At 67.2% G+C, this 24,943-nt stretch carries 20 protein-coding genes and 2 pseudogenes; 9 read left to right on the top strand and 13 right to left on the bottom strand.

The features are described 5' to 3' along the window. Positions 1-30: 30 nt before the first annotated feature. Positions 31-834: pseudogene (locus BHD05_RS15835) on the top strand (ATP-binding cassette domain-containing protein). Positions 835-978: 144 nt separating this feature from the next. Here BHD05_RS15835 and BHD05_RS02485 read toward each other — a convergent pair. The 4 genes from BHD05_RS02485 to BHD05_RS02470 all read right to left on the bottom strand — a co-directional run bounded on the left by BHD05_RS02485 (position 979) and on the right by BHD05_RS02470 (position 5,687). After that, the gene (locus BHD05_RS02485) at positions 979-2,322 is read right to left on the bottom strand and encodes a permease prefix domain 1-containing protein (RefSeq protein WP_161885025.1); all 1,344 of its coding nucleotides are present in this window, start codon (positions 2,320-2,322) and stop codon (positions 979-981) included. Beyond that, the gene (locus BHD05_RS02480; RefSeq protein ID WP_161885024.1) at positions 2,319-2,666 is read right to left on the bottom strand and encodes a PadR family transcriptional regulator; all 348 of its coding nucleotides are present in this window, start codon (positions 2,664-2,666) and stop codon (positions 2,319-2,321) included. The genes BHD05_RS02485 and BHD05_RS02480 overlap by 4 nt, the downstream gene beginning before the upstream one ends. Positions 2,667-2,744: 78 nt before the next feature. Continuing rightward, positions 2,745-3,257 carry a MarR family winged helix-turn-helix transcriptional regulator gene (locus tag BHD05_RS02475; RefSeq protein ID WP_161885023.1) on the bottom strand — a complete coding sequence of 171 codons (513 nt, stop codon included), beginning with the start codon at positions 3,255-3,257 and terminating at the stop codon, positions 2,745-2,747. A 69-nt stretch (positions 3,258-3,326) separates the two neighbouring features. Beyond that, complete coding sequence (locus BHD05_RS02470) at positions 3,327-5,687, bottom strand: MMPL family transporter (protein WP_161885022.1); 2,361 nt, start codon at positions 5,685-5,687, stop codon at positions 3,327-3,329. Positions 5,688-5,823: 136 nt separating this feature from the next. Between BHD05_RS02470 and BHD05_RS02465 the strand changes: the two genes are divergently transcribed. Then, positions 5,824-6,171, top strand: coding sequence for a hypothetical protein (locus tag BHD05_RS02465; protein ID WP_161885021.1), 348 nt, complete (start codon positions 5,824-5,826; stop codon positions 6,169-6,171). A 12-nt stretch (positions 6,172-6,183) separates the two neighbouring features. Here BHD05_RS02465 and BHD05_RS02460 read toward each other — a convergent pair whose 3' ends face one another. Then, positions 6,184-7,161: an aldo/keto reductase gene (locus BHD05_RS02460; RefSeq protein ID WP_161885020.1), complete on the bottom strand. Its 978-nt coding sequence runs from the start codon at positions 7,159-7,161 to the stop codon at positions 6,184-6,186. Continuing rightward, complete coding sequence (locus tag BHD05_RS02455) at positions 7,158-7,571, bottom strand: TIGR03618 family F420-dependent PPOX class oxidoreductase (RefSeq protein ID WP_161885019.1); 414 nt, start codon at positions 7,569-7,571, stop codon at positions 7,158-7,160. Before BHD05_RS02455 ends, BHD05_RS02460 begins: the two co-directional genes overlap by 4 nt. Positions 7,572-7,700: 129 nt before the next feature. Between BHD05_RS02455 and BHD05_RS02450 the strand changes: the two genes are divergently transcribed. Next, positions 7,701-8,108 (top strand): VOC family protein, encoded by a 408-nt coding sequence (locus BHD05_RS02450; RefSeq protein ID WP_161885018.1) that lies wholly within the window; start codon positions 7,701-7,703, stop codon positions 8,106-8,108. A gap of 4 nt (positions 8,109-8,112) precedes the next feature. On the opposite strand, the gene BHD05_RS02445 is transcribed toward BHD05_RS02450, so the two are convergent. After that, on the bottom strand, positions 8,113-8,613 hold the full coding sequence (locus BHD05_RS02445) for an Lrp/AsnC family transcriptional regulator (protein ID WP_236966617.1): 501 nt from the start codon (positions 8,611-8,613) through the stop codon (positions 8,113-8,115). A 139-nt stretch (positions 8,614-8,752) separates the two neighbouring features. On the opposite strand from BHD05_RS02445, the gene ald reads away from it, so the two are divergent. Then, positions 8,753-9,853, top strand: coding sequence for an alanine dehydrogenase (gene ald / locus BHD05_RS02440; protein ID WP_161885017.1), 1,101 nt, complete (start codon positions 8,753-8,755; stop codon positions 9,851-9,853). A 58-nt stretch (positions 9,854-9,911) separates the two neighbouring features. Here ald and BHD05_RS02435 read toward each other — a convergent pair whose 3' ends face one another. Then, on the bottom strand, positions 9,912-10,541 hold the full coding sequence (locus BHD05_RS02435) for a hypothetical protein (RefSeq protein WP_161885016.1): 630 nt from the start codon (positions 10,539-10,541) through the stop codon (positions 9,912-9,914). Between the two features lie 114 nt (positions 10,542-10,655). Further along, positions 10,656-11,510 (bottom strand): tryptophan 2,3-dioxygenase, encoded by an 855-nt coding sequence (locus BHD05_RS02430; RefSeq protein ID WP_161885015.1) that lies wholly within the window; start codon positions 11,508-11,510, stop codon positions 10,656-10,658. An 83-nt stretch (positions 11,511-11,593) separates the two neighbouring features. Here BHD05_RS02430 and moaA point away from each other — a divergent pair, with 83 nt between their 5' ends. Then, positions 11,594-12,658 (top strand): GTP 3',8-cyclase MoaA, encoded by a 1,065-nt coding sequence (gene moaA, locus BHD05_RS02425; RefSeq protein WP_161885014.1) that lies wholly within the window; start codon positions 11,594-11,596, stop codon positions 12,656-12,658. Positions 12,659-12,773: 115 nt separating this feature from the next. Here the strand turns inward: moaA and BHD05_RS02420 are convergent, their stop codons facing one another. Further along, on the bottom strand, positions 12,774-16,481 hold the full coding sequence (locus tag BHD05_RS02420; RefSeq protein ID WP_161885013.1) for a glycosyl hydrolase: 3,708 nt from the start codon (positions 16,479-16,481) through the stop codon (positions 12,774-12,776). 240 nt (positions 16,482-16,721) lie between these two features. Here BHD05_RS02420 and fdhD point away from each other — a divergent pair, with 240 nt between their 5' ends. Both fdhD and BHD05_RS02410 read left to right on the top strand, forming a co-directional pair. Beyond that, on the top strand, positions 16,722-17,573 hold the full coding sequence (fdhD, locus tag BHD05_RS02415) for a formate dehydrogenase accessory sulfurtransferase FdhD (protein WP_161885012.1): 852 nt from the start codon (positions 16,722-16,724) through the stop codon (positions 17,571-17,573). Positions 17,574-17,733: 160 nt separating this feature from the next. Then, positions 17,734-19,314 carry an HNH endonuclease signature motif containing protein gene (locus BHD05_RS02410; protein WP_161885011.1) on the top strand — a complete coding sequence of 527 codons (1,581 nt, stop codon included), beginning with the start codon at positions 17,734-17,736 and terminating at the stop codon, positions 19,312-19,314. A 327-nt stretch (positions 19,315-19,641) separates the two neighbouring features. Here BHD05_RS02410 and BHD05_RS02405 read toward each other — a convergent pair whose 3' ends face one another. Next, on the bottom strand, positions 19,642-21,945 hold the full coding sequence (locus BHD05_RS02405) for an FdhF/YdeP family oxidoreductase (protein WP_161885010.1): 2,304 nt from the start codon (positions 21,943-21,945) through the stop codon (positions 19,642-19,644). Between the two features lie 191 nt (positions 21,946-22,136). Between BHD05_RS02405 and BHD05_RS02400 the strand changes: the two genes are divergently transcribed. Next, positions 22,137-23,534 (top strand): OFA family MFS transporter, encoded by a 1,398-nt coding sequence (locus BHD05_RS02400; RefSeq protein ID WP_161885009.1) that lies wholly within the window; start codon positions 22,137-22,139, stop codon positions 23,532-23,534. Continuing rightward, on the top strand, positions 23,531-23,635 hold the full coding sequence (locus BHD05_RS16095; protein ID WP_418763828.1) for an MFS transporter small subunit: 105 nt from the start codon (positions 23,531-23,533) through the stop codon (positions 23,633-23,635). Before BHD05_RS02400 ends, BHD05_RS16095 begins: the two co-directional genes overlap by 4 nt. 72 nt (positions 23,636-23,707) lie before the next feature. On the opposite strand, the gene BHD05_RS02395 is transcribed toward BHD05_RS16095, so the two are convergent. Both BHD05_RS02395 and BHD05_RS02390 read right to left on the bottom strand, forming a co-directional pair. Beyond that, the gene (locus BHD05_RS02395; RefSeq protein WP_161885008.1) at positions 23,708-24,061 is read right to left on the bottom strand and encodes a cupin domain-containing protein; all 354 of its coding nucleotides are present in this window, start codon (positions 24,059-24,061) and stop codon (positions 23,708-23,710) included. A gap of 38 nt (positions 24,062-24,099) precedes the next feature. Continuing rightward, positions 24,100-24,613, bottom strand: a pseudogene (locus BHD05_RS02390) (LLM class flavin-dependent oxidoreductase). Positions 24,614-24,943 lie beyond the last annotated feature (330 nt).

Raw genomic sequence — 24,943 nt, 5'->3', positions numbered from 1 at the left:
TGGCAAACCCGGGTAACGCAGGGAGACACGATGAGCACGACCACGCAGTCGCCGAAACCACACGCCGCCGACACCCACGATCGCATCCGCGTGCAGGGTGCCCGCGTGAACCACCTCAAAGACGTCACCGTCGAGATCCCGAAGCGTCGGCTGACGGTGTTCACCGGCATCTCCGGATCGGGTAAAAGCTCACTGGTGTCGGCACGATTGCCGCGGAGTCACAGCGGATGGGCGCCAACGCCCGCTCCACGGTCGGCACCGCCACCGACGCCAACGCGATGCTGAGCATCCTGTTCAGCCGTCTCGGGCAGCCGCGAATCGGCTCACCCCAGGCCTTCTCCTTCAACGTCGCCTCGATCAGCGGGGCCGGGGCGGTCACGCTCGAGCGCGCCGGACAGACGGTGAAGGAGCGGCGCAGCTTCAGCATCACCGGGGCATGTGCCCGCGGTGCGAGGGCATGGGCAGGGTAAGCGACATCGACCTGGGGATGATGGCGGGCGACGCGCGCACACCCGCCGCGCACGCCGTGCTGGACCGGCTCGCCGACCTCGGGCTCGGCTACCTCAGCCTCGGCCAGCCGCTCACGGCGCTGTCCGGCGGCGAGCGCCAGCGGCTCGAGCTCGCCACCCGGATGGGCGAGAGAGGCGGGAGAAATCGGTCATCGTTGTGGAGCATCATCACGCGGTGATGGCCGACGCCGACTGGATCATCGATCTGGGGCCGGGCGCCGGGCACGACGGGGGTCGAATCGTCTTCGAGGGCACCCCCACCGACCTCGTCGCCACCCGACGAACGCTCACCGGGGAGCACCTCGCCGCCTACGTGCGGGGTTGAACGCGGAACAGCGGTCGCGGGCACACCATCAGGGATGCGCCGCGGCTCGCGCTCGGCCATGGGCACTCAGGCATCTACGCCCAGTACGGAGTAGTGGTCGCTACGGGAGCGATCTGAACAGCCACAACTCCGTAGTCGGCGGCTTCAGGCGAACCCGAAAATCGGCGGCAGGGCGAGCACCACAACCGCGACCCACGCCGCGAACACCGGCAGATACCCGGTCTGCCACCGCTCGACGCGAACGGCCTGCCCGCGCCCGGTGAGCAGGCGCGCGGTGAGCCACGCCGTGACGGTGAGATTCACGAGCAGCACGAGGTTCAGCCCGAGTGCGGCCACCCGGTTGGCCGTGAACCCGAACTCGCCGACCCGCTCGAACATCGAGGCGAGAACGAGCACGTCGAGCGCGATCGCGGCGACGACGGCAACGAGCCGCACGGCATCCATCGCGCCCGCGCCCCTCGCGCCGTCCCGAGCGGAGATGCCGTAGACGACGAGGCCGAGCACGACCAACAGGAGCAGGTCGAACACGAACAGAAGGTCGCGGTCGAACTCCTGTCCGCTGCCGACGACCCCGTAGACGACCGCGGACCCCAGCAGCATCACGGCGAACAGCGGCGTGAAGATCGCGGTGAGCACCGGCGCGAGGTTCTCGATGACGCTCTTCTTCTCCTCCACGAGCCAGGCCGCGACGATGACTGCACCGGCCGCCCCCGAGGGGAGAACCCAGGTGATCACCTGCTCCACCGCGCCGGGAGCGATCGGGGTGAGCACGGCGATCGTCAGCCCGACCAGCACGCCGCCGCCGAGAGCGATGAGCGCGTAGTAGATCGCCCACTCGCCCGTGAAGCGGATGAAGTCCATGCGCCGGGCGGATGCTCGGATGTCGCCGCCCACGTAGGCGGCACCAACGACGAACCACAGCGCGACGGGCAGGTGGATGGCGACGAGTATTTCGGTGCCCGCGCCGTCCGCGAACGGGAAGAGATTTACGGCGAGCGCCAGCACTCCGACGATGGCGACGAGCACGAGCGCCCGGCGCCCGGGCATCCGTCTCACGAGGGCGAAATAGGCCGCGAGCACCGGGAGCACGAACAGGCTGACGTCGCGGACGAACCAGGCCTCGCTCGCGCCGGGCATGGCGGTCAGCACCCGCGCGAGCTGGATCAGCACGGCGGTGACGGCGGCGAAGGCGAGCATCGTCACTGTGGATCGGAGCCGGCCGTCGTCGGGCCGCGGCATGGCGAGTTGTTTCCACAGCCGTTCGCCGTGCTCTCGCGCGAACTCGGCGGTGATCTGGTGCACCTCGCCGAGCCGCTTGACGGCGACGAGAAACGCCTCGTCGCCAGCCAGCCCCACAGCCTCGAGGTCGGAGATCTGCTCCCGCAGGTGTCCCTCCAGTTCGTCGGCGTCGGTATCGGCGACCGCGCCGCCGCGCAGGACCGCCGCGCGCCACTCGCTGATCCGGGTCTCGACCAGGGCCACGGTCATGCCCCGGCCGGTGAAGCGGTCTGGCCCCAGAGAGCGCCGAGCGTGCGGTTCGCGGTGGCCCACTGGGTGCGCTGTTCGACAAGCTGGGCGCGGCCGGCCTCGGTGATCTCGTAGTAGCGCCGCCGCCTGCCCTCCGGGGACGCTCCCCACTCGGCGCCGATATACCCCAGTCGCTCCAGCCGGTGCAGGAGCGGGTACAGCATGCCGTCGGTCCATTCGACGTCACCCCCGGAAAGCTCGCGCACGCGCCCCAGGATCGCGTAGCCATAACTCGTGCCCTGCACGAGGATGGCAAGAACGAGCGGGGTCGCCATCGCGGCAACCAGATCCTTGTCGATGTTCACGCTGCCACGTTATACCTTGTAGTTCTAGGTACCTAGAGATGCTATGTACATCGCTAATCCAGGCGTCGAGCCCTCGCCTTATCGCCCTCGCCACTCCCCACCATCAGTGGCCAGTTTGCGGAGCAGCGCGACTAGCTGCGTCTGCTCCTGCTGAGACAGGGACTGCAGCTCTCGTGCCTCGCTCTCGACGAGCGCGATCATCGCGGAGTCCACCCGTTCGGCGCCTTCCGCGGTGAGGCTCGCGAGGTTGCTCCTGCCGTCGCGCGGATTGCCCTTGCGCGCGACGAGACCGCGCACCGCCAGATTCTCGAGTCGGTTCGACATCGCCGCGCTCCCGATCATGGTCGCGTGCACAAGCTCCGCCGGGCTCATCTCGTGCGGCGGATCGGCCCGGCGCAAAGCGGCGAGCACGTCGAACTCCCACACGCTCAGTCCCGCGCTCTGGAAGGCGTCCCTGCGCAGCCCGGTGAGCTTGTGCGCGACCCGCCGCAACCGGGACATCACGTCGAGGGGCGAAAAATCCACGTCGGGCAGGCGGTCTGCCCACGCCGTGATCAGCAGATCGACCTCGTCGTCATCACTGCTTGGCATGCTGGTCCCACCCTCCCGGTGCATTCCCTCACGCTACCGCTGGTCAGCGGCCGCCGGACGAGGCGGGCGTCATGGGTGGTGCCGTCGCTCGAGCGCGGCGCCCTCCACATCGACGTTCGGCATGATCTTGTCGAGCCATCGTGGGATCCACCATGCCGACGCGCCCAGCAGGTGCATGAGCGCGGGGATCAGCAGCATCCGCACCACGAACGCATCGACGAGCACTCCGAACGCAAGCCCGAAGCCCATCGAGCGGATGATCTGGGAGTCCGAGAAGATGAAGCCGCCGAAGACCGACACCATGATGAGTGCGGCCGCGATGACGACGGATCGACCGGCGCGGAACCCGCGGGCGACCGCGAGGCGGGCTGATGCCCCGTGCACGTAGGCCTCCCGCATTCCGGAGCCGAGGAACAGCTGGTAGTCCATCGCCAACCCGAACAGGATGCCGACGAGGATCACCGGCAGGAAGCTCAGGATCGGTCCGGTGGCGACGCCGAGCACGTCGGCGAACCAGCCCCACTGGAAGACCGCCACGGTGGCGCCGTAGGTGGCGAACAGCGACAGGATGAACCCGCCCGTCGCGATGAGCGGCACGAGGATCGAGCGGAACACGAGGATCATGATGAGCAGCGACAGGCCGACGACGACCGCGATGTAGATCGGAAGCACATCGGCGAGATTCTCGGAGATGTCGATGTTGATGGCCGCCTGCCCCGCGACCCCGAGCTCGATTCTGTCACCGATGGGCGGCAGGGAGCGGATGTCCCGAACGAGCCGCTCCGTCGACACGCTGTTCGGGCCCTCCCCCGGCACGACCTGGAATGCCGCGAGCGTGCCCGCGTCAGAGACGGCGATCGGGGCGACCGCGACGACGTCGTCCAGCTCGGCGAGGGTGCGCGCCACCTCGACCTGCGCCTTGAGCAGGCCGGCATCGTCGAGGGCATCCGGCAGGGCGGCCGTGACGAGGAGCGGGCCGTTCGCACCGGCACCGAAGGCCTCCTCTGTTGTCGTGAATGCCCTGAACGACGCTGACCCCTCGGGCTCGGATGACCCGTCGGGCAGCCCGACACGCATCGAGAGCGCCGGGATGGCCACGACGAGCAGCACGATGACGGTCACGAGCACGGTGACGATGGCGCGCCAGGTGGGCATCGGCTTCGACTTCGTGTCTTCGTAGTGCTCCTCGCCGACCCGCGCGCGGGCGCGACGGCCCAGCACCCGCAGACCGACAAGGCCGAGGATCGCGGGGGTGAGGCTGATCGAGATGAGCACGGCGATCAGCACGGCGAGGGCACCAACGGTGCCCATGAGACCCAGAAACGGCACGCCCGTGATGTTCAGGGCGAGCAGGGCGACGATGACGGTGGTGCCGGCGAAGACAACCGCGTTGCCGGCGGTGCCGTTCGCGAGTCCGATCGATTCGCGAACCTCTGCCCCCTGGAGCAGTTGCGTGCGGTGCCGGTTGATGACAAAGAGGGAGTAGTCGATGCCGACCGCGAGGCCGAGCATGATGGCGAGCACCGGCGTGACCGAGGCCATCTGGACCACACCGGAGAAGGCGAGCGCGGCCAGAGCGGAGATCGCGACGCCGACGAGCGCCGTGACGAGCGGAAGCGACGCGGCGAGCACCGATCCGAGCATGACGAGCAGGATGATGGCGGCGAAGGCGACGCCGACGACCTCTCCGATGCCGAAGATCTTCGGCACGCCCTGCGCCAGGTCGGTGGAGAACGAGACCTCGACCCCGTCGATCGGTTCGGATTCGAAGTGCGCGATGACGGCGTTCTTCGTGCCATCCGACAGCTCGAGCCGCGGCTGCGTGAATGCGACGTTGACGAGGGCGGCCTGGCCGTCCTCCGACACGATGTGGATCTCGTCGGCGAGCGCGACGAGCTCGGAGCCGAGCTCGAGCTGCTCCGCCTGCTGGTCGAGTTCCGCGCGCGAGGCATCGAGGGTGGCCTGCTGCTCGTCGAGCTGCTGCGTGCTGGCGTCGAGCTGCGCCTGCTGCGCATCGAGCTGGGCGCGCCCGCTGTCGATCTGGGTCTGCCCGCCGGCCAATTCCTCTGCCTGGTCGGCCCGCTGCTCCTCCGCCTCGAACGGGTCGATGATGTCCGCGACGTCCGGAAGGCCGGAGCCGTCGGCGACGAGCGCGCTGATCTCCGACTGCTGGTCCGTGGTGAACTCGGAGCCGTCGGTCGTCTCGAAGACCACGGTGCCGGATGCGCCAGCGAAGTCGGGAAGCTGCTCCTGGAGTTCTTCGATCACCTCTCCGGAGGCGGTGCCGGGAACGTCAAAGCTCGAGGTCAGACCCGTGAATCCGACGGCGAACCCGACACCCGCGACGACGAGCACGAGGGTCCACGCCACGACGACCGTCCACGCGCGCCTCGCTGCGAGCTTGCCGAGGCGGTACAGCAGTTCGGCCATGTGTGTATCTCCTCGGAACGTGGTCCATCAAGACTACGGATGCAGAAGGGCGCCGCGGACCTCCGGTGGCCGTCGACTCGTGCATCCGTCCGCCGACCCCCTACCCCTCGCTGCCGGCACGTCATACAGTGAGCGCGTGCGGCGAATCGAAATGGTGGGCACTCACGTCCTCACGGGAGACGAAATCGCGAAGGCGGTCGTCGACTACGCGAGCGCTCTATTCGCTGCCGGAAAGACCGACGCGCTGTGGATACCCACGATCGATCTCCGAGGTGTGGAATCGCGCGCGCGGGTCACGCTCGGGGAATGCGTGCCCTTCCTGATCCCCGTCGACACCACCCACGTCGGGCCGTCGAACTACCCGCTGGTGAGGCGGCTCCACGCCCAGGCTGCGGCCCTGTCCCCCCACAGCGCTGAGGCTGACCCTGTGGACGACGACGACGGTCTGGCGCGGGGCTACGACGAGGTCGCTGACCTCCTCTGACCTCCCGGTTGCTTAGAACCCTTCCGCGAACCGCGGAAGGTACGGGGCAGCGAGCAGGTCGAGCTCCTCACCGGTCAGTACGAGGTCGACCGACGCGACGGCATCGTCGAGGTGCTGCGGCGTGGTGGCGCCGACGATAGGAGCCGTCACCGCATGCTGCTGGCGCACCCAGGCGAGGGCAACCTGGGCTCGGCTTACCCCGCGCACGCCTGCGACTGCCGCCACGGCATCCGCGATCGTACGATCGCCCTCCTCCTGCTGCCCGTACAGCGTGCGACCGAACTCGTCGGTCTCGCTGCGGGCGGTGCTCTCGTCCCAGTCGCGGGTGAGCTTGCCGCGGGCGAGCGGACTCCACGGGAGCACGCCGACACCCTGGTCGACGCAGAACGGGTGCATCTCGCGCTCCTCCTCCCGATTGATCAGGTTGTACTGGTCCTGCATCGACACGAACCGGGTCCACCCACCGAGGTCGGCGGTGTACTGGGCCTTCGCGAACTGCCACGCCCACATCGATGAGGCCCCGATGTAGCGAGCCTTGCCCGCCTTGACCACGTCGTGCAGCGCCTCCATCGTCTCCTCGATCGGTGCCTCCGGGTCCCAACGGTGGATCTGGTAGAGGTCGACGTAGTCGGTTCCGAGCCGCCTGAGGCTCGCATCGATCTCGGTCATGATCGCCCCTCGGGACAGCCCGGCACCGCCCGGCCCCGGGCGCATCCGTCCATGCACCTTTGTCGCGATCACGACCTCGTCGCGTGAGGCGTAGTCGCTGAGCGCGCGGCCGACGATCTCCTCGCTGCTGCCGTCGGAGTAGACGTTCGCGGTGTCGAAGGTCGTGATGCCCGCCTCGATCGCCTGCTTGATGAAGGGGCGGCTCTGCTCCTCGGGAATGGTCCAGGCGTGACCGCCGCGCTCCGGTTCGCCATAGCTCATGCAGCCGAGCACGACCGCGGAGATTTCGAGGCCGGAGTTACCGAGGCGCACATATTTCATGGGTTCAGCCTTTCGATCGCGGTGTCGGGCACCATTCCCGACGAGCCCATCATCTTGACGACGGTGATCTCGACGACAACGCGTCTCGGATTCACCCGGGGCTGGCGGTATCGCCCGGCGTAGAGCTCCACGGCCAGCGCGACGGCCTCGGGGTCGCGATTGATGCGCGCGTCGCCGGCGAAGGAGATCCAGCGACGCCCGTCGACCTGGGCGACGGATGCCTCCCCGCCGCGCTCGACGTTCCGCACCTTCTGGGTGGAGTCCGACGTGATGATGCGCACGAGCCCGCCCGCGAGAGTGAATCCGACCGGAACGGAGTGGATTCCGCCCTGGGCCCCGAAGGTCGAGAGGATGGCAAGGTGTCGCTCCTCGAGGAAGCGCGCTGCGTCGTCGGTCTGGTCGGTGTGCATCCGCTCCAATCTATCGCCGATGCGCTGCATGCCTCCCGGTGAGCGCCTCACCGCAAGGGCTGGACCGCGGCAGCGGGCAGTGGAATTCTCGGATGCGATCATGCAGCGCACCCCAGAAAGGACATCGCCATGTTCGGCACGACGGAAGCGTTCAGCTCGTTCTCGGTCAACGACATCGAAGCCGCCCGGCACTTCTACGGCGAGACCCTCGGGCTCGGCGTCGAGGACGGGATGATGGGCAATCTCACTCTGCGACTCGGCGGTGGCTCGCGGGCGTTGATCTACGCGAAGCCCGATCACACGCCGGCGGGGTTCACGATCCTCAACTTCGTGAGCGACGACGTCGAGAAGAGCGTCGACGAGCTCAACGCGAAGGGCGTGACGACCAAGATCTACGACGACGACGAGCTGCCCGACATGCCCCCGAACGACGCGAAGGGAATCATGCACAATGAGAACGGTGAGGCTGAGATCGCCTGGTTCACGGACCCGGCAGGCAACGTGCTCGCGGTGGTCTCGTCGAAGATGCCCGGCTGAGCGCTCACTCGCCGGAGGGCGCCCCCGCGAGGAATCCGTTGTACTCGTGGTCGAAGACCATGCTCGTGCGGGTCGATGCCACGGCGGGGTGAACGGAGAGGTGCTGGAGCACGAACTCGCGCACCTCGGCCGAGTTGCGCACGGCGAGATGGATGATGAAGTCCTCGGCGCCGCTGAGGAAGAAGACCTGCACGACGCCGGGCAGTGCGCGCACCTCCGTCTGGAAGCTCGACATGAGGTGCCGTTGGCCCGCCCGGATGCCGACGCTGATCAGCGCCTGCAGGTCGAGACCGAGCGCGGCCGGGTCGAGTTCGGTCGTGAATCGGCTCACGACTCCGCGTGCGACGAGCGACCGCACCCGGGCGATACAGGTGGACTCAGCGATGCCGGCGGCGGCAGCGAGCTGGATGTTCGACGCCCGCGAGTTCTGCTGCAGAAGGTCGATGATGATCCGGTCGACATCGTCGAGCTGACGGGTCTGAGGATTCTGCGGAGCACCCACCACTCGTTCTGGCCTTTCTCGCGGATATGACTTGCTTGTCGGACAAAAGTATCGTGAAATTCGGTGACTCACTACAGACACCGTGAGATCTGCACAATTAGTACCACCAATCAATCGGCACGGCACGGAGCGGAGCGGCATCATGCGCGTAGGGATCCCCAGCGAGATCAAGAACAACGAGAACCGGGTCGCCGTGACGCCGGCGGGCGTGCACGAACTCACCCGTCGTGGCCACGAGGTTCTCATCCAGTCGGATGCCGGGCTCGGCTCGGGCTTCGACAATGCCGCTTACACGGCCGCGGGCGCCACGATCGCGGCGACCGCCGCCGAAGTCTGGTCCTCGGCCGAGCTTCTGCTCAAGGTCAAGGAGCCCATCGCATCCGAGTACCCGCTGATGCGGCAGGGACAGGTGCTGTTCACCTACCTGCACCTCGCCGCCTCACGCGCCTGCACCGACGCGCTCATCGCCTCGGGCACGACCGCGATCGCCTACGAGACGGTGCAGCTGCCCGACCGGAGCCTGCCGCTGCTCTCCCCGATGAGCGAGGTCGCCGGGCGTCTGGCCGCGCAGGTCGGCGCGTACCACCTGATGAGCGCCGTCGGCGGCCAGGGAATCCTGATGGGCGGCGTGCCCGGCACTCCGAAGGCCAAGGTGGTCGTCATCGGTGGCGGCGTCGCGGGCGAGCATGCGGCCGCGAACGCGCTCGGCATGGGAGCCGACGTGACCATCATCGACCTGTCGCTCCCGCGGCTGCGCCAGCTCGAGGTGCGCTTCGCCGGCCAAGTGCAGACCCGCCCGTCGACGTCCTATGAAATCGCCGCCCAGGTGCGCGAGGCCGACCTTGTGATCGGCTCCGTGCTCATCCCCGGTGCTCAGGCCCCGAAGCTCGTGACCGACGCCATGGTGGCCGAGATGAAGCCGGGCTCCGTACTCGTCGACATCGCGATCGACCAGGGCGGATGCTTCGAGGGGTCACGCCCGACGACGCACGACGATCCGACCTTTGCGGTGCACAACAGCATCTACTACTGCGTCGCGAACATGCCCGGAGCGGTGTCGGCGACCTCGACCCGCGCTCTCACCAACGCCACGCTCCCCTACGTGCTCGCACTCGCCGACAAGGGCTGGGAGCTTGCCATTGCCGAGGACGCGGCGCTCGCCAAGGGGCTCAACGTTCACGCCGGTCACGTTACGAATCCGCACGTCGCCGCGGCTCTCGGGCTCGAGGTCGCAGCCTCGTAGATCCGTCGCTGCGCGTTTCGCTCCCGCGCGGCTTGGCTCGCGAACACCCGGTAAACGGTCAGACCGTGACCTTCGCGCGCGATTGTCGCGCTCCGGCGATGGGCTCCGCGGGCCGGTCGGACAGCATCGGCGCGATCATCGTCGGGCCGATGGTCAGCAGCACGAGCGCCCCGATCAGCTTGAAATGGTCCTCGAGCAGGTAGGGGTCGGTGGCCCACCGGTCGAGGGCGGCCGATAGCGCCAGCGCCGCGCCCCCGACGAGCATCGCCGTCCCCGATCCGTCACGATGGTGCGCGAGCGAACGGAACGCGAGCCATCCGGCGACAACGCCGTAGACAATCACGAAGCCGACCTCTGGCAGCCCGAGCCCCTCGTGCAGCATGAAGGCGTCGTCGGCGGCAATCACAAGCAGCAGGCCGCCGAGAACGAGCAGCCACGAGCGCCGCGCTGGCACGAGCGCCGCAGCGGCGAACGCCAAAGCGCTGCCCGCCGTCCAGACCATGATCGTCAGCATGCTCAGCGCGCCGGCATAGTGGGGCAGCGCCAGTCCGCCCGATGCGCTCAGCGACTGGATGTCGCGGGTGAACATGCCGATCCGCACCCCCGCAAGTTCGCTTGCGATCACGGTGCCGATGGCGATGGCGACGCCGAGAGCCACGGCGGCGGGCACAACTGACTTCGCGCGCACGCCATCGCCCCCATCACCAGACCGAATAGCGGTCGCCCCTACAGAAGCAACCATTTTCTCAGGTCGGTGACCCGATCGCCAATTGAGCGCCCCTCGGGCCTGTTAGGCGGGCGGTCAGCGGCCGATCTCGGAGCGCACCGCAAACAGCTCCGGGAAGAAGGTGAGGCTCAACGCGCGCTGCAGGAATTCCACTCCGGACGACCCACCGGTGCCCATCTTGGTGCCGATCGTGCGACCCACCGTCTTGAGGTGCCGGAACCGCCAGAACTGGAAGTTGTCCTCGAGGTCGACGAACTCCTCGCACGCCTCGTAGGCCTCCCAGTTCTCTCCCGCGTTCTCGTAGATCCTCTTGAACACGGGAACGAGTTCCGGCGTGAAGGTGTGCGCCTTGCTGACATCCCGATTCAGGATCGAGTCGGGCACGGCATGGCCGGCCCTGCTGAGGTAGCGCAGCAGCTCGTCGTAGAGACTCGGCTCGTCGAGCAGGTCGCTGAGCACCTGGCGCGACGCGGGATCGCTGTCGAACACCGCGAGCATCTTCTCGTTCTTGTTGCCGAAGATGAACTCAACCGCCCGGTACTGGTGCGACTGGAATCCGGACGAGCTCGCCAGCGCATCACGGAACTCGGAGTATTCGGAGGGCGTGAGCGTGGCGAGCACGGACCACTGCTGCGTCATCACCTCCTGAATGTGCTTGACGCGGGCGATCCGTTTGAGAGCCGTGCGGATGTCGTCGGCCCGGAGCAGGTCGCGGGCCGAACGCAGTTCGTGCAGCAGCAGCTTGATCCAGAGCTCGCTGGTCTGGTGCTGGATGATGAACAGCATCTCGTCGTGGTGGGCGGGCGAGCTCTGCGGGCGCTGGATGCTCAGCAACTCGTCCAGGGCGAGGTAGGAGCCGTAGTTCATTCTCTGGGAGAAGTCCGTGGTGATCCCCGGCTCGAGTGGTCTCGTGTTGTCGTCGATGCTCACCTGGCCGAACCTATCAAGCTTCGGGCCGGATGAGGGCTCCCGCCGGGGTCCAACTCCCCACGCGCGCGGGTTATGGTCGGAGTATGACCGGCGCCGACATCCCCCAGCCTTCCGGCGCACTGCTCGATACACGCAACCGCCCCCTGCACGACCTCCGCATCTCGGTCACCGACCGGTGCAACTTCCGCTGTGTCTACTGCATGCCCAAAGAGGTCTTCGGCAAGGACTACGCGTTCATGGAACGCGACGAGCTGCTGAGCTTCGAGGAGATGACGCGCCTGGCGCGGGTCTCGGTCGCCCACGGCGTCGAGAAGATCCGCCTTACCGGTGGCGAACCCCTGCTGCGCAAGGGGCTCGAGGAACTCGTCGGCATGCTCGCCGCGCTGCGCACCCCGGACGGCCGCGAGATCGACATCGCCCTCACGACCAACGGGTCTGCCCTCGCCCACAAGGCGCAGGCCCTCAAGGATGCCGGCCTGAAGCGCGTGACCGTGTCGCTCGACTCGCTCGACGATGCGACCTTCCAGGCGATGAACGACGTCAGATTCCCGGTCGCGAAGGTACTCAAGGGCATCGATATCGCGCACGAGGTCGGGCTTGGGCCGATCAAGATCAACATGGTCATGAAGCGCGGCCAGAACGATCAGGACATCGTCGCGATGGCGCGGCATTTCAAAGGGACTCCCTACATTCTCCGCTTCATCGAGTTCATGGACGTCGGCAGCAGCAACGGATGGGAGATGAGCGGCGTCGTGCCGTCGGCCGAGGTCATCAGCCGCATCCACGCCGAGCTCCCCGTCGAGGAGATCGCGCCGAACTACAGCGGCGAGACCTCGTCGCGGTGGCGCTACGTCGACGGCGGCGGCGAGATCGGCGTCATCTCGAGCGTCACCCAATCGTTCTGCCACTCGTGCTCGCGCGCACGCGTCTCGACCGACGGCAAGCTCTTCACCTGCCTGTTCGCCACCGAGGGCCACGACCTGCGGGCACTCATGCGCGGCGGATGCTCCGACGACGAGCTCTCCGGTGCGATGGCCGCCATCTGGCGACAGCGCACCGACAACTACTCGGAGCGGCGCGGCTCCGCGACCGGCGGCCTCCGGGCATCCGGCAAGAAGCGAATCGAAATGTCGTACATCGGGGGCTGACGCCCGGTTTGTCAGGCGCCGCGAAATCCCTTGTGGAGCGGATGCCCCGAACCCAGCAACGCCCCTGCATCGATCGGATGCGGGGGCGCCGCTGTGTTGCTGGCGGTGCGGTGTACTACTTCGTCGTGGCCGTCGTCGTGAGCCAGGCGCCGGTGCCGACGTCGCTCACCGCCGCGATCCGCACTGTGTACTGGGTCTTGCGGAAGAGCCCGGTGACCTTCGTGCCCGTCTCCGTGCCGACGCCTTCGCCGAAGGTGCTCCAGTTCACACCGTCGACTGACGTCTCGATCAGATAGTCCGTGATCGCGAAGCCTCCGTCGGAGATCGGCGCCGTCCACGAGACCAGCAGGGACTTGCGGTTCGCTGTGATGACCGCGCCGCGGGGTACGGCGGGAGGCGGGAAGGTGCTCGCCCCGACCGGCCGGGAAAACTCGCCCAGTCCGGCGGCGGATGCCGCCTGCACACGCACATGGTACTCGGTGCCGGGGACGAGCATCCGGATCTGGGCGCCCGTCGTGGCCGTGACCGCGTCGTACACCTGCGTCCACTCCGGTGCACCGGGCACCCGGTACTCGAGGCGGTAGTCGGTGATCGGGTTGCTCCCGGTTTCGAGCGGTGCGTCCCAGACCACGTTGATCGTGGTGCCGTCCACAGGCGCCAGCATCACCTCGCCGGGGCTTCCGGGCACGACGACCTCGGGCTCGGGTGCCGGCTCGGGCGCCGGCTCGGGCGCCGGCTCGGGCGCCGGCTCGGGCGCCGGCTCGGGCGCCGGCTCGGCCGCCGGCTCGGGGTCCGTTCCCGGGTCGGTTCCCGGGTCCGTCCCCGGGTCGGTTCCCGGGTCCGTCCCCGGGTCCGGCTCAGGGGCACCGAGGGTGAGCCCGGCGAAGGGAGCCTTCACGACCGAGGTCGCGAGGTCAATCGTCGACTCCGCGTTGCCGAGCACGCTCCACAGCTCGACCTTCATCGAACCGTCGGCGAGGGCTCCCAAGTCGCCGACGACCTCGGCGATTCCGCGGTCCGCGGTGTAACGCTCATAGCCGGGCACCGGGTCCGTCGGGAAATAGTTATACGTCTCCATCCGGTCATAGGTGCCGTCACCGGTCAGGTCGTAGGAGACCCTGATCCGCGTTGCGTTTCCGACTCCAAGGGTGTCGACTCCGATGTCGAAAGCGGTGCGGCTGCCGGCGAACGTGCCGTTCAGATTCTCCGCCGTGAGGACGAGCCCCGCCGACGCGTCGCCAACAGCATCCATTCCGCTACGCGGTGCCAGCGTTGCCGTTGTTGCCGTGCCCGGTTCGGCGAGAAGTGACCCAGTGGCACCGAGGTAGAACGCGGTTGTGGTTGCTGCGGGAGTTCCCGGATCCGTCGGATCGGTCGGATCGGTCGGATCGGTCGGCACTACTGCTCCACTGGGCGCTCCACCGCCGCTCCAGACCTGGGCACCCGACGTCACCGTCTGTCCCACCGGTACATCGAGCACGGTGCCATCCGAGAACGCCACCGAGATCGGCGCCTGCGTGATGTTGCTCGCGACGTAGGTCCTGGCGCCGTTCTTGCTGAACACCGCGGCCATCGGGTCGTCGGCGTGGATGCTGGAATCGAGGGTTCCGAGGGTCGCGAGGTTCGCAACCCAGTGGTACGTGTGAGCGCGGCTCTCGCCTTCCTCCTCGGGGTACTCGCGGTCGTTGTCGAGCTTTGCAAGCGCCGCAGTGCCGTCTCCGAGTGCGAGGTACGACCAGAGGATGTCCTGCCAGACGTCGGGGTTGCCGCCGTTGACGGCGACCATCTCGTTGTAGTTCTCCACGACGTCGGTCGGGCGCAAACCCAGGTACAGGTGTCCGCCGGTGATCGGCAGGGTGTTGATGCCCTGGACCATCTCCGCTTGGGCGCTGAACCACGTGGAATACGTACCGCCGTCGCCCCAGATCATGCCCGCGGTGCTGTGCCCGAAGGCATCCGGCATCGCGCCCGACTCATCGAACCAGTACTGCTGGATCGCGGCGGTCTGCGTGGCGTAGAGGTAGATCCCCGCATCGCGCGTGGCGGTGTCGCCGGTGGCGGTGCCCCACTGGATGAGTCCGTTGGCGAAGTTCTGGCCCTCGGAGCTCGACTCCTGGTTGTTGCCGGCACCGAACGCGCCGTGACCGGATGCCCAGTCGTGGCCCGCATAGATGTCGAAGTCGCGCAGGTAGGGGTACCGGGTGTCGTTGCGGTCGAAGTTGTTCGCGTCCGCGATCAGTTCGTCGACCATGCCGCCGTACGCCGAGCCTGCCGCCCACTCCGGTTCGAAGCGCGCCAGCGTTGCGGCTGCGACGACGAAGTATCCGTAGTGGAAGTGGTGGTCGTTGAGCTCCCTGTCCGAGCCGTACGACCCCGGGAACCCGACGAGCGTGCCCCAGTTGGCGTTGTATGCGAACAGCTGCCCGGTCTCGCCGGGCGAGGCGGTGAACCAGTCGGTGAGTGTGGCCTTCATCTGGGCGAGTGCCGTGTCGCGCACCGCGGTGCGGTCGAGCTGGTCGGCGATTTCCACGATCCGGGCGGCGCGGCCCAGCGCCTTGCCTGTCCAGTAGGTGTCGTCGTTGTCGATGCTCATCGGGTCGACAGCGACCTGGTCGAGAAGCGCGTCCAGGCGGGCGTTGGCGTCACCCTCGCCTGTGGCGACGGCGGGGAGCTCCGGCAGCACGCCCGTGAACGGGGTGGACGTCGTGAACGACGTGGCGCCGACGAGCGTCGTCATGGCTCCGCGAGGGGAGACGTAGGTGCGGTCGAGGGTCGCGCCCGCCGACGGTCCGTCGCCGGTCACGCCGTCGAGGTAGACGCTCTGGTGCGGATACAGCGACAGCACGGTGCCGGAGTTGGTTCCCTCGAGCACCTCGGTCTCTGCCGTGTAGGTGGTCTCGACCATGCTCTCGGCCTCGTTGTAGACGAAGTCGGCGCGGGTTCCGGTGACCTTGGCGTACGCGTAGGGCGTGTAATCATCGGCGATCGCGGTGCGAGCAGCATCCGAGTCCGCGGGGGTCGTCGGCAGCGCGGCGACGGAGAGGTAGCCCTTGCCGTCAAGGGTGTTCCTGAGCGTGCTGCCGGCGACGGTCCATGCGGCACCGGTCGGAGCGAAGGCGACGTAGTCGGCGCCGCCCGAGCTGAAGCCGATACGCTCGGCGTCGTTGAGCCAGACGCGGAGGTCGGCACCAGCGGTGATGACGGCGTCGCCGCCGGTGATGTCGTACCAGCCGAACGGAAGGCCGTGGCCGATCGTCGCGGTCATCGACCGGGTGCCGTCGCTCCACGACGGGGTCACGGTCCAGTCGGTCCAGTCCGCGACCTCGACGACGGGGGCGGTGAGCCCGGCGACGCCGACGAGGACATCCTGCGCGTAGACGTAGTGGAACTCTCCGATGCCTCCGGGGGTGCCGCTCATGGTCGGTGTCGTGGTGTTCGACAGGCCCAGGCCAGCAGCCTGCGGAAGGTAGGAGAGGGGGTGGGCGTGCAGCGGCTCGCTGCCGACGCAGTTGTACTTTTTGAATAGGAGCGACGACCACCAGTCGTTGGTCGGGACGGCGCCGGCGGGGGCGGAGTCCGTGACGTAGGCGCGGGCATCCGTCGCGAGCGGCGCGCAGCCCTCGGGTGCCGGGCCGACGGCGTTGGTGGTGTAGCTGCCGGTTCCAACCGGAAGGGTTTCGGCGTGGGCGGCGCCGGTCGCGGTGAATCCGCCGAGCATGACGGCGGCGGCAGTGAGGACTGCAATACCGCGTGCTCGGGACCTGCTGGAGTCTCTACTCCCCCGGCATTCCGCTGGTCCGTGGGCGTGGTCATAGATAGTCATGTGCTTCCCCCTGGTCCCCGGTCCGCCTCGTTGCGAAACCGGAAAGCGCTCCTGCTCTACCCCCGCTGGCAAGTCATATGGGAGCGCTCTCATGCACCATATGACAACCTCCCAACAAAAGACAAGGACAATCGGAGAGCGCTTCCACAACCGTTACCTGCGGTCACTTCGTCGTCACGACGGTCACGCCCAGCTCGGAGGGGGAGAATGGGAGGTGGCAGGGGCACGAGTGGGAGTGAAATGACCAGAATCACGGCCAGGCGCAAGATCATTCGGGTGAAGTTGGGCGAATCGTCGGTGATGCGCGACGACGTGCTCGCCGTCGAGGAACCGCTCGAGATGCGCGTCAACGGGCGCTCCCTCGCGGTCACGATGCGCACGCCCGGCCACGACTTCGACCTCGCCGCCGGCTTCCTCGTCTCCGAGGGCATCATCACCACTGGCGAGCATTTTTTCACCGCGCGATACTGCGCCGGAGCGACCGCCGAAGGAGTCAACACCTACAACGTGCTCGATGTCACCCTCGCCCCGGGCGTCGCCGCTCCCGACCCCAGCCTAGAGCGGTCATTCCTCACGACCAGCTCGTGCGGGCTGTGTGGCAAGGCGAGCATCGACGCTGTGCGCACGAAGTCGGCGTTCTCGGTCGACGAGGACCCCCTCGTTGTGGATGCCGGACTCCTGAGCACCTTCCCCGACAAGCTGCGGGAGGCCCAGGCTGTCTTCGAGAAGACCGGCGGACTGCACGCGGCGGCACTGTTCGACGGGACCACCGGCGAGATGCTCGTCGCACGCGAGGACGTCGGTCGCCACAACGCGGTCGACAAGGTCATCGGCTGGGCCGTGAAGGAAAACCTGTTGCCACTCACCGGCACCGTACTCATGGTGTCGAGCCGGGCGAGCTTCGAACTTGCGCAGAAGGCGATGATGGCCGGCATCCCCGTGCTCGCCGCCGTATCGGCCCCCTCGTCGCTCGCCGCCGAGTTCGCGACCGAGGTGGGCATGACCCTCGTCGGATTCATGCGCGGTTCGTCGATGGTGCTCTACGCGGGCGACAAGCGCATCGCGCAGGACGCGCTGCAGCCCGTCGACTGAGCAGCGCGCTCTGGCGCGCGTGTCGAAATCCCGCGCTATTGCGCCTGCGTCTTCTCCTCCACAGGCCGTACTCCAGGAGGGTTGTCCACAGGCAATATCCCCGATCAGGGTGTGGTTTGGTGTCGGTTGGAATGTCGGTGGTGTCTGTCACTATGTGGGTATGTCCAAAGCAACCGATCCCCTCATTGACAGCGCTATTGCGTTCGCGTCGGTGTGGGCTGGTGCGCTCACCGGGTTCGGCGCCCGGGTCGGCGAACACCCGGATGCCCGGCCGCCCGATGCGCCCGGTGCGCGTGGAGCAGGATCCGGCGCAGCGGCTGCAGCCGTCTCGGTCGGTGCAGCCGGAGCATCGTTCGGACTCGTCTCGGTCGCTCCGTCCCAGCTGGATGTGGAGACCATGTCCGATGCGGGGCTGGTGCGGGCGATCCAGTCCGGCTACGACCTCAAACGACACGTCGATGCCCTGCTGGTGCGTGCGGCGGGGGAGCTGAGTGTGCGCTCGCGCCCCTCGCTCGGGCAGGGCGGCCTGGCGAAATCTTCCGGGCATACCTCTCCCGCCTCCCTGATCACGGAACTGGGTCGGGTGACTCTGGCCGAGGCCGGCAGAACAGTCCGGCTGGGTGAGGCGACCACCGCACCGGTGTCCCTGCTCGGGGAGCGCCTTCCCGCTCCGTTCCCGCTGGTCGCGGATGCGGTGAACAGCGGTGTGGTGCAGGTGGATGCGGCCCAGTCGATCATCACCTCCCTGACCCAGGCCGCCCCCCGCGCCCTGCCGGTACACCTGGTCGCGGCGGAGGAGGAACTGGTCACCTTCGCCGCCCACCATCCGGCGGACACGGTGCGGAAGCTGTCGATCTCCTGGCGGGACGCGCTCGATACGGATGGGATCGCACCGCGGGAGGAGGCACTGATCGCGGCCCGGTCGCTGCGCTGGAGCAAACAGGGCAACGGTTTGGAGCGGTGCACGATCGACCTCGACCCCCTCGGCGCCGGATATGTGCGCACCATGATCGACGCGATGGTCGGCGACGCCCTCCGCGCCGTCCGCTTCGACACCGACCCGACAGGACCTGCGGGGACCGCCGGCGGCCACGACCACGGCCACGGCATGGGCGATGAGGGTCTCGACCGGGACGCGTGCGGTGACCATCATGTCGAGCTCCCCGACCCGCGGACGATCCCTCGGATCGCCGCCGACGCTCTGATCGATGTGGCCCGGCACATGATGGGCTGCACCACCGCACCAGGACTCCTCCCACACACCACCCTGATCATCCGGATGACGCTGGAACAACTCCACTCCGGCCTCGGCGCAGCACACCTCGACGGGGTCGAGGACCCCATCACGGCTGGTGCCGCCCGCAGGCTTGCCGCGGACGCGGAACTGATCCCCGCAGTCCTCGGCGGGAACAGCCAAATCCTCGACCTCGGCACCGGGAGACGACTATTCACCCGCGCCCAACGGATCGCATTCGCCGAACGCGACGGCGGCTGCGCCATCACCGGCTGCGGCAGACCACCCTCCTACACCGAAGCCCACCACATCCACTGGTGGTCCCACGGAGGCACAACAAACCTCAACAACGGCATCCTGTTATGCACCGGACACCACCACATCATCCACAAAGGATGGACCGTGCAGGTCACCGACAACACCCCCTGGTTCACCCCACCCACACACATCGACCCCACCCGCACACCCAAACGCGGCGGAAAACTCCCCACACCAGCACTGCCATGACCACCAGCACTGCCATGACCACCAGCACTGCCATGACCACAGGCCGGGCACGGCCAGGTTTCGCCACAGTCGCTACGCGACCTGCCCAACTCGCCGAAACAACTACGCGACCTCAACTAGCCGAAGGCTGGCAACCAACGAAGTCCGCGAGCCGACGCACGCGGCCGGACCAGCGCATCCATCCCTGCCGTCTTTTCTCCCACAACGACGGGCGCAACCCGCGCTCCTAGCCGACCATCCGCCGGCTGCGGACGGGTTTCGACACGGTCGCTATGCGACCTGCTCAACCAGCAGAAACCGCTAAGCGACCTACACAATCTGCGGGCGCTACGCCGCCTTCTCCTCGTGCGCCACGAATCGCACCGCCATGGCCTTGTAGCCGGGCGTGTTCGACTCGCGCGCCACGAGCTCGCGGTGCATGAGCGCGTTCGCTTCCGGGAAGTACGCTGCGACGCATCCGCGAGGCGTCGGATAGGCCACAAGCCTGAACTTGTCGGCCCGCCGCTCCGACCCCTGGAACGTGCTGATGACGTCGACCATGTCGCCATCCGCGAATCCCATGTCGACCGCGTCATCCTTGTTGATCAGGATCACGCGACGTCCTCCGGAGATGCCACGGTAGCGGTCATCCAGCCCGTAGAACGTGGTGTTGTACTGGTCGTGGCTGCGCATGGTCTGCAGGATGAGGTGGCCAGCCGGTGGGGTCAGGTACTCCAGCGGGCTCACGGTAAACCGTGCCAGCCCAATGTCGGTCGCGAAGCTACGGGTGTCGCGCGGCGGGTTCGGCAGCACAAAGCCGTTCTTCGTCTTGAGCCGCTTGTTGAAGTCCTCGAACCCGGGCAGCACTCGCGCGATGTGGTCGCGGATGACGTCGTAATCCTCGGCCATGCCCTTCCAGTTGACCGGGTGGTCGTCACCAAGCGTGGCCCTGGCCATCCGGGCGACGATCACGGGCTCGGCGAGCAGGTGATCTGAGACCGGCGTGAGCCGACCCTGTGTCGTGCGCACAACCGACATCGAGTCCTCGACCGAGAGAACCTGGCGCCCACCCGGATGCTTGTCGTCGGTGTCGGTGCGGCCGAGCGTCGGCAGGATGAGCGAGGTGCGTCCGTGCATGACGTGCGACCGGTTCGGCTTCGTGGACACCGAGACGGTCAGGCCCACACGCTGCATCGCTCCCTCGAGCGCCACGGTGTCTGAGCACGCGAGGGCAAAGTTGCCGCCCATCGAGACGAAGACGTCAACCTCGTCGTTCTCGAACGCCTCGACGGTGTCGACCGAGTCGAGGCCGTGCTCGCGCGGCGACGTGATGCCGAACTCCTTGTCGAGAGCATCGAGCATCCACTCCTTCGGCTTCTCCCAGACACCCATCGTGCGGTCGCCCTGCACGTTGGAGTGCCCGCGTACGGGGCAGGCCCCCGCGCCCGGCTTGCCGAAGTTGCCCTGCAGTAGGAGCAGGTTGATGATCTCCTTGAGCGTGTTGACCGAGTGCGGCTGCTGGGTGAGACCCAGCGCCCAGCAGATGATGGTCGCCTTCGACGTGACCATCATCTGGGCGACCTTCGCGATCTCGAGCCTGGAGAGGCCGGTGGCCGCCTCGGTCTCGTCCCAGTCGATGGTCTTCCGGGCGGCGCGGTAGGCGTCGATGCCGTCGGTGTTCGCGGCGACGAACTCGTGGTCGACAACGGAGCCGGGAACGCGCTCCTCCTCCTCGAGCAGCAGATGGCCGAGGGCCTGGAACAGCGCGAGGTCGGCCCCGACCTTGATCTGCAGAAACTCATCGGCGAGGTTCGTGCCGTTTCCGAGCACTCCTGAAGCGGTCTGCGGGTCCTTGAAGTTGAACAGGCCAGCCTCGGGCAGCGGATTGACGGCGACGATCTTGCCGCCGTTGTCTTTGCATTCGGCGAGAGCAGACAGCATCCGCGGATGATTCGTGCCCGGGTTCTGCCCGATGACGAAGATCAATTCCGCCTGGTGAATATCCTCTAGAGAAACGGTGCCCTTGCCGATGCCGATGGTCGGGTTGAGCGCCGAGCCCGAGGACTCGTGGCACATATTCGAGCAGTCGGGCAGGTTGTTGGTGCCGATCGACCGGGCGAACAGCTGGTACATGAACGCGGCCTCATTGGCGGTGCGCCCTGAGGTGTAGAAGACGGTGCGCTCCGGCACGGTGGCGCGGATGGACTCGCCGATGAGCTCGAACGCGTCGTCCCAGGAGATCTGCGAATAATGGGTGTCGCCCGGGCGGATGACGACGGGGTGGGTGATGCGGCCCTGGTTGCCGAGCCAATACTCGGTCTTCTCAGCCAGCTCGGCGATCGAGTGCTTCGCCCAGAATTCGGGCGTGACAGTGCGCAGCGTCGCCTCCTCGGCGACGGCCTTCGCTCCGTTCTCGCAAAACTCCGCGGTCTTGCGGTGTCCCTGCGACTCGGGCCAGGCGCATCCGGGACAGTCGGTGCCATCGCGTTGGTTCAGCCGCAGCAATGAGCGGGCGGTGCGCACCACTCCCGCCTGGGCGACGCCGCGATCGAGGGCGACGAGCACCGCTTCCACGCCTGCTGCGGACTTTTTGGGCTTCTTGATGGTGAGGTTGTCTTCGTTGATGTCCTCGACCGGTGCTCCACGTGTCATAGGCCCATCTTGCCCCGAAATATGCGAAGTAATCGACCGAAAATGCAAATGCATGTTTCTTGATGGGAAAGAAGAAGCTACTGTGGCAAACGCGGCCGATCGGCCGACGGGGGACCCCAGATGCCCAGCAGTGGCGGATGCGCCGCTGCCGTTTGGCGTGCCGCGTTCGTCTCAATGAGGAGATACACACTATGAGTTGGCTTGACCGCGACCACACCATCGCCCCTCCGGGTTTCAACCGCTGGCTCATTCCCCCTGCCGCCCTCGCGGTGCACCTGTCCATCGGCCAGGCCTACGCGACGAGCGTGTACAAGACCGCCCTCGTGGAGCACTTCGACGTGAGCCTGACGCAGATCGGGTTCATCTTCTCGATCGCGATCGTGATGCTGGGCCTCTCCGCCGCCGTCATGGGCACCTGGGTCGACCGCAGCGGTCCCCGCAAGGCGATGTTCGTCGCGGGCCTGTTCTGGTCGAGCGGGTTCCTCATCGGCTCGATGGGCATCTTCTCCAGCCAGCTCTGGCTCGTCTACCTCGGCTACGGCGTCATCGGCGGCATCGGCCTCGGAATCGGGTACATCTCCCCCGTGTCGACGCTGATCAAGTGGTTCCCCGACCGCCCGGGGCTGGCCACCGGCATGGCGATCATGGGCTTCGGCGGTGGCGCGCTCATCGCGAGCCCCGTTTCCACGGCGCTCATGGCGTTCTACGACCCCAACTCGGGAGTCGAGGGCTGGGTCGCGAGTGGCGACGCGGTCGCCAAGCTGTTCCTCACGCTCGCCGTCATCTACCTCGCGTACATGATGTTGGGTGCATTCACCATCAAGGTGCCCGCCGCGGACTGGAAGCCGGCCGGCTTCGACGCCAGCAAGGTCAAGGTCAAGTCGCTCGTAACGAACAACAACGTCTCCGCCGCGAACTCGATCAAGACCAAGCAGTTCTGGCTCGTCTGGATCGTGCTGTTCTGCAACGTGACAGCCGGAATCGGCATCCTCGAGCAGGCCGCCCCGATGATCCAGGACTTCTTCCGCCAGCCCGACGGAACGTCGCTCGTGACCGCCGTCGTCGCGGGTGGCTTCGTGGGCCTGCTGTCGATCGCCAACATGGGTGGCCGGTTCGTCTGGTCGTCCACGTCGGACGTGACCGGCCGCAAGCGCATTTACATGGTGTACCTGGGTGTCGGAACCGTCGCCTACGTGTTGCTCGCGCTGCTCGGCTCCAGCACGACGGCACTCTACGTCGTGCTCGCGTTCATCATCATCTCGTTCTACGGCGGCGGATTCGCGACCGTGCCGGCCTACCTGCGCGACCTGTTCGGCACCTTCCAGGTGGGCGCCATCCACGGCCGCCTGCTCACCGCGTGGTCGGCTGCCGGCATCGCGGGACCGCTTATCGTCAACGGATTCCTGGACGCCCAGGGGACGCCCGGTGAACTGACCGCCCAGGCCTACCAGCCGGCGCTGCTCACCATGGCGGCACTGCTCGTGGTCGGCTTCATCGCCAACCTCATGGTCAAGCCGGTGTCTGACCGCTTCCACGAATCCGTCGTTGTCCGCCCCGAAGACCTCGAGCTCGCAGGAGACAGAAAATGACCAAGGCACGAATCGCGATCGTCTGGGCGCTTGTCGGCGTTCCGCTGGCCTATGGGATCTTCATGACCCTGACGAGGGTTACCGCGCTGTTCGGCGGCTAGATCCCACCATTCGACCCGAAGGCGGCCAGCTTCTGCTGGCCGCCTTCGTCGTTGTCGGGCAGCTGTGGTGCGCTATGAACTCGCCGCGGCGGGGCCGAGCGTCGCGCCGGAGGCCTCCCCTGCCGCAGCTCCCTTGAGCTCCACGAAGATCGTGTGGGTGACGGTATCGCCAATGTTCTCGCCGAAGTGCCGCTGCGCGGGAAGCCACACCGCCTGCCCGGCGGCCAATGCCACCTCGCGCTCCTGATCGCCGCTCGCGAGCCTGCGCCGGAAGTCGGACAGCGTGATCATGACGCTGTTCGGATGGTCGTGCGGTGTCGTCGTGGTGCCCGGTTCGTCGGTGTAGTCGAGCACGCGAACGAACTCATTCTCGAACACGATGCGGTAGTGGAGCGGATTCGTCTCAACGGGATCGTCGGTGATCATGGGCAGAGACTACGCCGTGCCTCCACGCCGGGTCAGGGCTATTCACCGGGGTTGTGCCGGATACCCCCTTCGGCGGCCACGAGTTGCCGTGCGGCCGGCGCCGTCTGCTCGCCGAATCGCCGCAGGGTCGCGCCCAGCATTCGCCGCCGCGTCGTCGATGCGCGCGTTGCCCGTCGTGATCGCGGAGAGCGAGCGAGCGGGCCCATCGACGGCAGCCATCCGTCGGCCAGGGTTCCGACGATCCGCAGCATCCGCGGCCCGTAGGCACCGAGCCAGACGGGAATCGGATGCGCGGGCGCCGGGGGTGCGGCGCTCGCCTCCCATCGCGACGACGGCGTCCCAGAAGGCCCCCGCGCCGAGAGCCAGCGCGAACCGTCCGGCGCTGAGCAGGTCCAGGGATGCCGCGGCCCGAGCCAGCACGGCTGGCGGACGAAGTGGCAGGTTGTGCACGCTCGCGGAGATCTGGATGCGATCGGTGCGCGCCGCGACGAACGACATGAGCGTCCACGCGTGGAGAAACGCCGACTGGTACGGGTCATCCTGAAAACACACAAGGTCGAGCCCGGCCGTCTCGCTCGCCACGGCGAGCGCGACGACTCCGAGAGGGTCGGCGGCAGCTGGCGTGATGAACGATCCGAACTGGAGCGGGGCGCCATAGTCGTTCACCTGACGCAGGACATTCTGCGACACGCCGCGCCGCGACGCCAGCAACAGCGGCGTGTCACCCGAACTTCCTGCGGTGGAGAACCTCTGCACGCTGGTGCTCGGAAACCAGACACGAGTTGGCCGCGGCAGCTGATAACGAACCAAATGAACCGCTGCGGTTGCGGTGGATGCTCATAACTGTTAGCCCTGATGGAGAGCTTTACAACGTGGTGAGAG

The organism is Marisediminicola antarctica, assembly GCF_009930795.1.
In the GTDB taxonomy this organism is placed as follows: Bacteria; Actinomycetota; Actinomycetes; order Actinomycetales; family Microbacteriaceae; genus Marisediminicola; species Marisediminicola antarctica.
This window is presented reverse-complemented; position numbering and strand designations above follow the sequence as displayed.

Bases quoted from the DNA above. Each gene is read 5' to 3' on its own strand.
- BHD05_RS02485 (WP_161885025.1), bottom strand. From the start codon at position 2,322: ATGACCGTGGCCCTGGTCGAGACCCGGATCAGCGAGTGGCGCGCGGCG.
- BHD05_RS02475 (WP_161885023.1), bottom strand. From the start codon at position 3,257: ATGCCAAGCAGTGATGACGACGAGGTCGATCTGCTGATCACGGCGTGG.
- BHD05_RS02470 (WP_161885022.1), bottom strand. From the start codon at position 5,687: ATGGCCGAACTGCTGTACCGCCTCGGCAAGCTCGCAGCGAGGCGCGCG.
- BHD05_RS02460 (WP_161885020.1), bottom strand. From the start codon at position 7,161: ATGAAATATGTGCGCCTCGGTAACTCCGGCCTCGAAATCTCCGCGGTC.
- BHD05_RS02455 (WP_161885019.1), bottom strand. From the start codon at position 7,571: ATGCACACCGACCAGACCGACGACGCAGCGCGCTTCCTCGAGGAGCGA.
- BHD05_RS02450 (WP_161885018.1), top strand. From the start codon at position 7,701: ATGTTCGGCACGACGGAAGCGTTCAGCTCGTTCTCGGTCAACGACATC.
- ald (WP_161885017.1), top strand. From the start codon at position 8,753: ATGCGCGTAGGGATCCCCAGCGAGATCAAGAACAACGAGAACCGGGTC.
- moaA (WP_161885014.1), top strand. From the start codon at position 11,594: ATGACCGGCGCCGACATCCCCCAGCCTTCCGGCGCACTGCTCGATACA.
- BHD05_RS02420 (WP_161885013.1), bottom strand. From the start codon at position 16,481: ATGACTATCTATGACCACGCCCACGGACCAGCGGAATGCCGGGGGAGT.
- fdhD (WP_161885012.1), top strand. From the start codon at position 16,722: ATGACCAGAATCACGGCCAGGCGCAAGATCATTCGGGTGAAGTTGGGC.
- BHD05_RS02410 (WP_161885011.1), top strand. From the start codon at position 17,734: ATGTCCAAAGCAACCGATCCCCTCATTGACAGCGCTATTGCGTTCGCG.
- BHD05_RS02405 (WP_161885010.1), bottom strand. From the start codon at position 21,945: ATGACACGTGGAGCACCGGTCGAGGACATCAACGAAGACAACCTCACC.
- BHD05_RS02400 (WP_161885009.1), top strand. From the start codon at position 22,137: ATGAGTTGGCTTGACCGCGACCACACCATCGCCCCTCCGGGTTTCAAC.
- BHD05_RS16095 (WP_418763828.1), top strand. From the start codon at position 23,531: ATGACCAAGGCACGAATCGCGATCGTCTGGGCGCTTGTCGGCGTTCCG.
- BHD05_RS02395 (WP_161885008.1), bottom strand. From the start codon at position 24,061: ATGATCACCGACGATCCCGTTGAGACGAATCCGCTCCACTACCGCATC.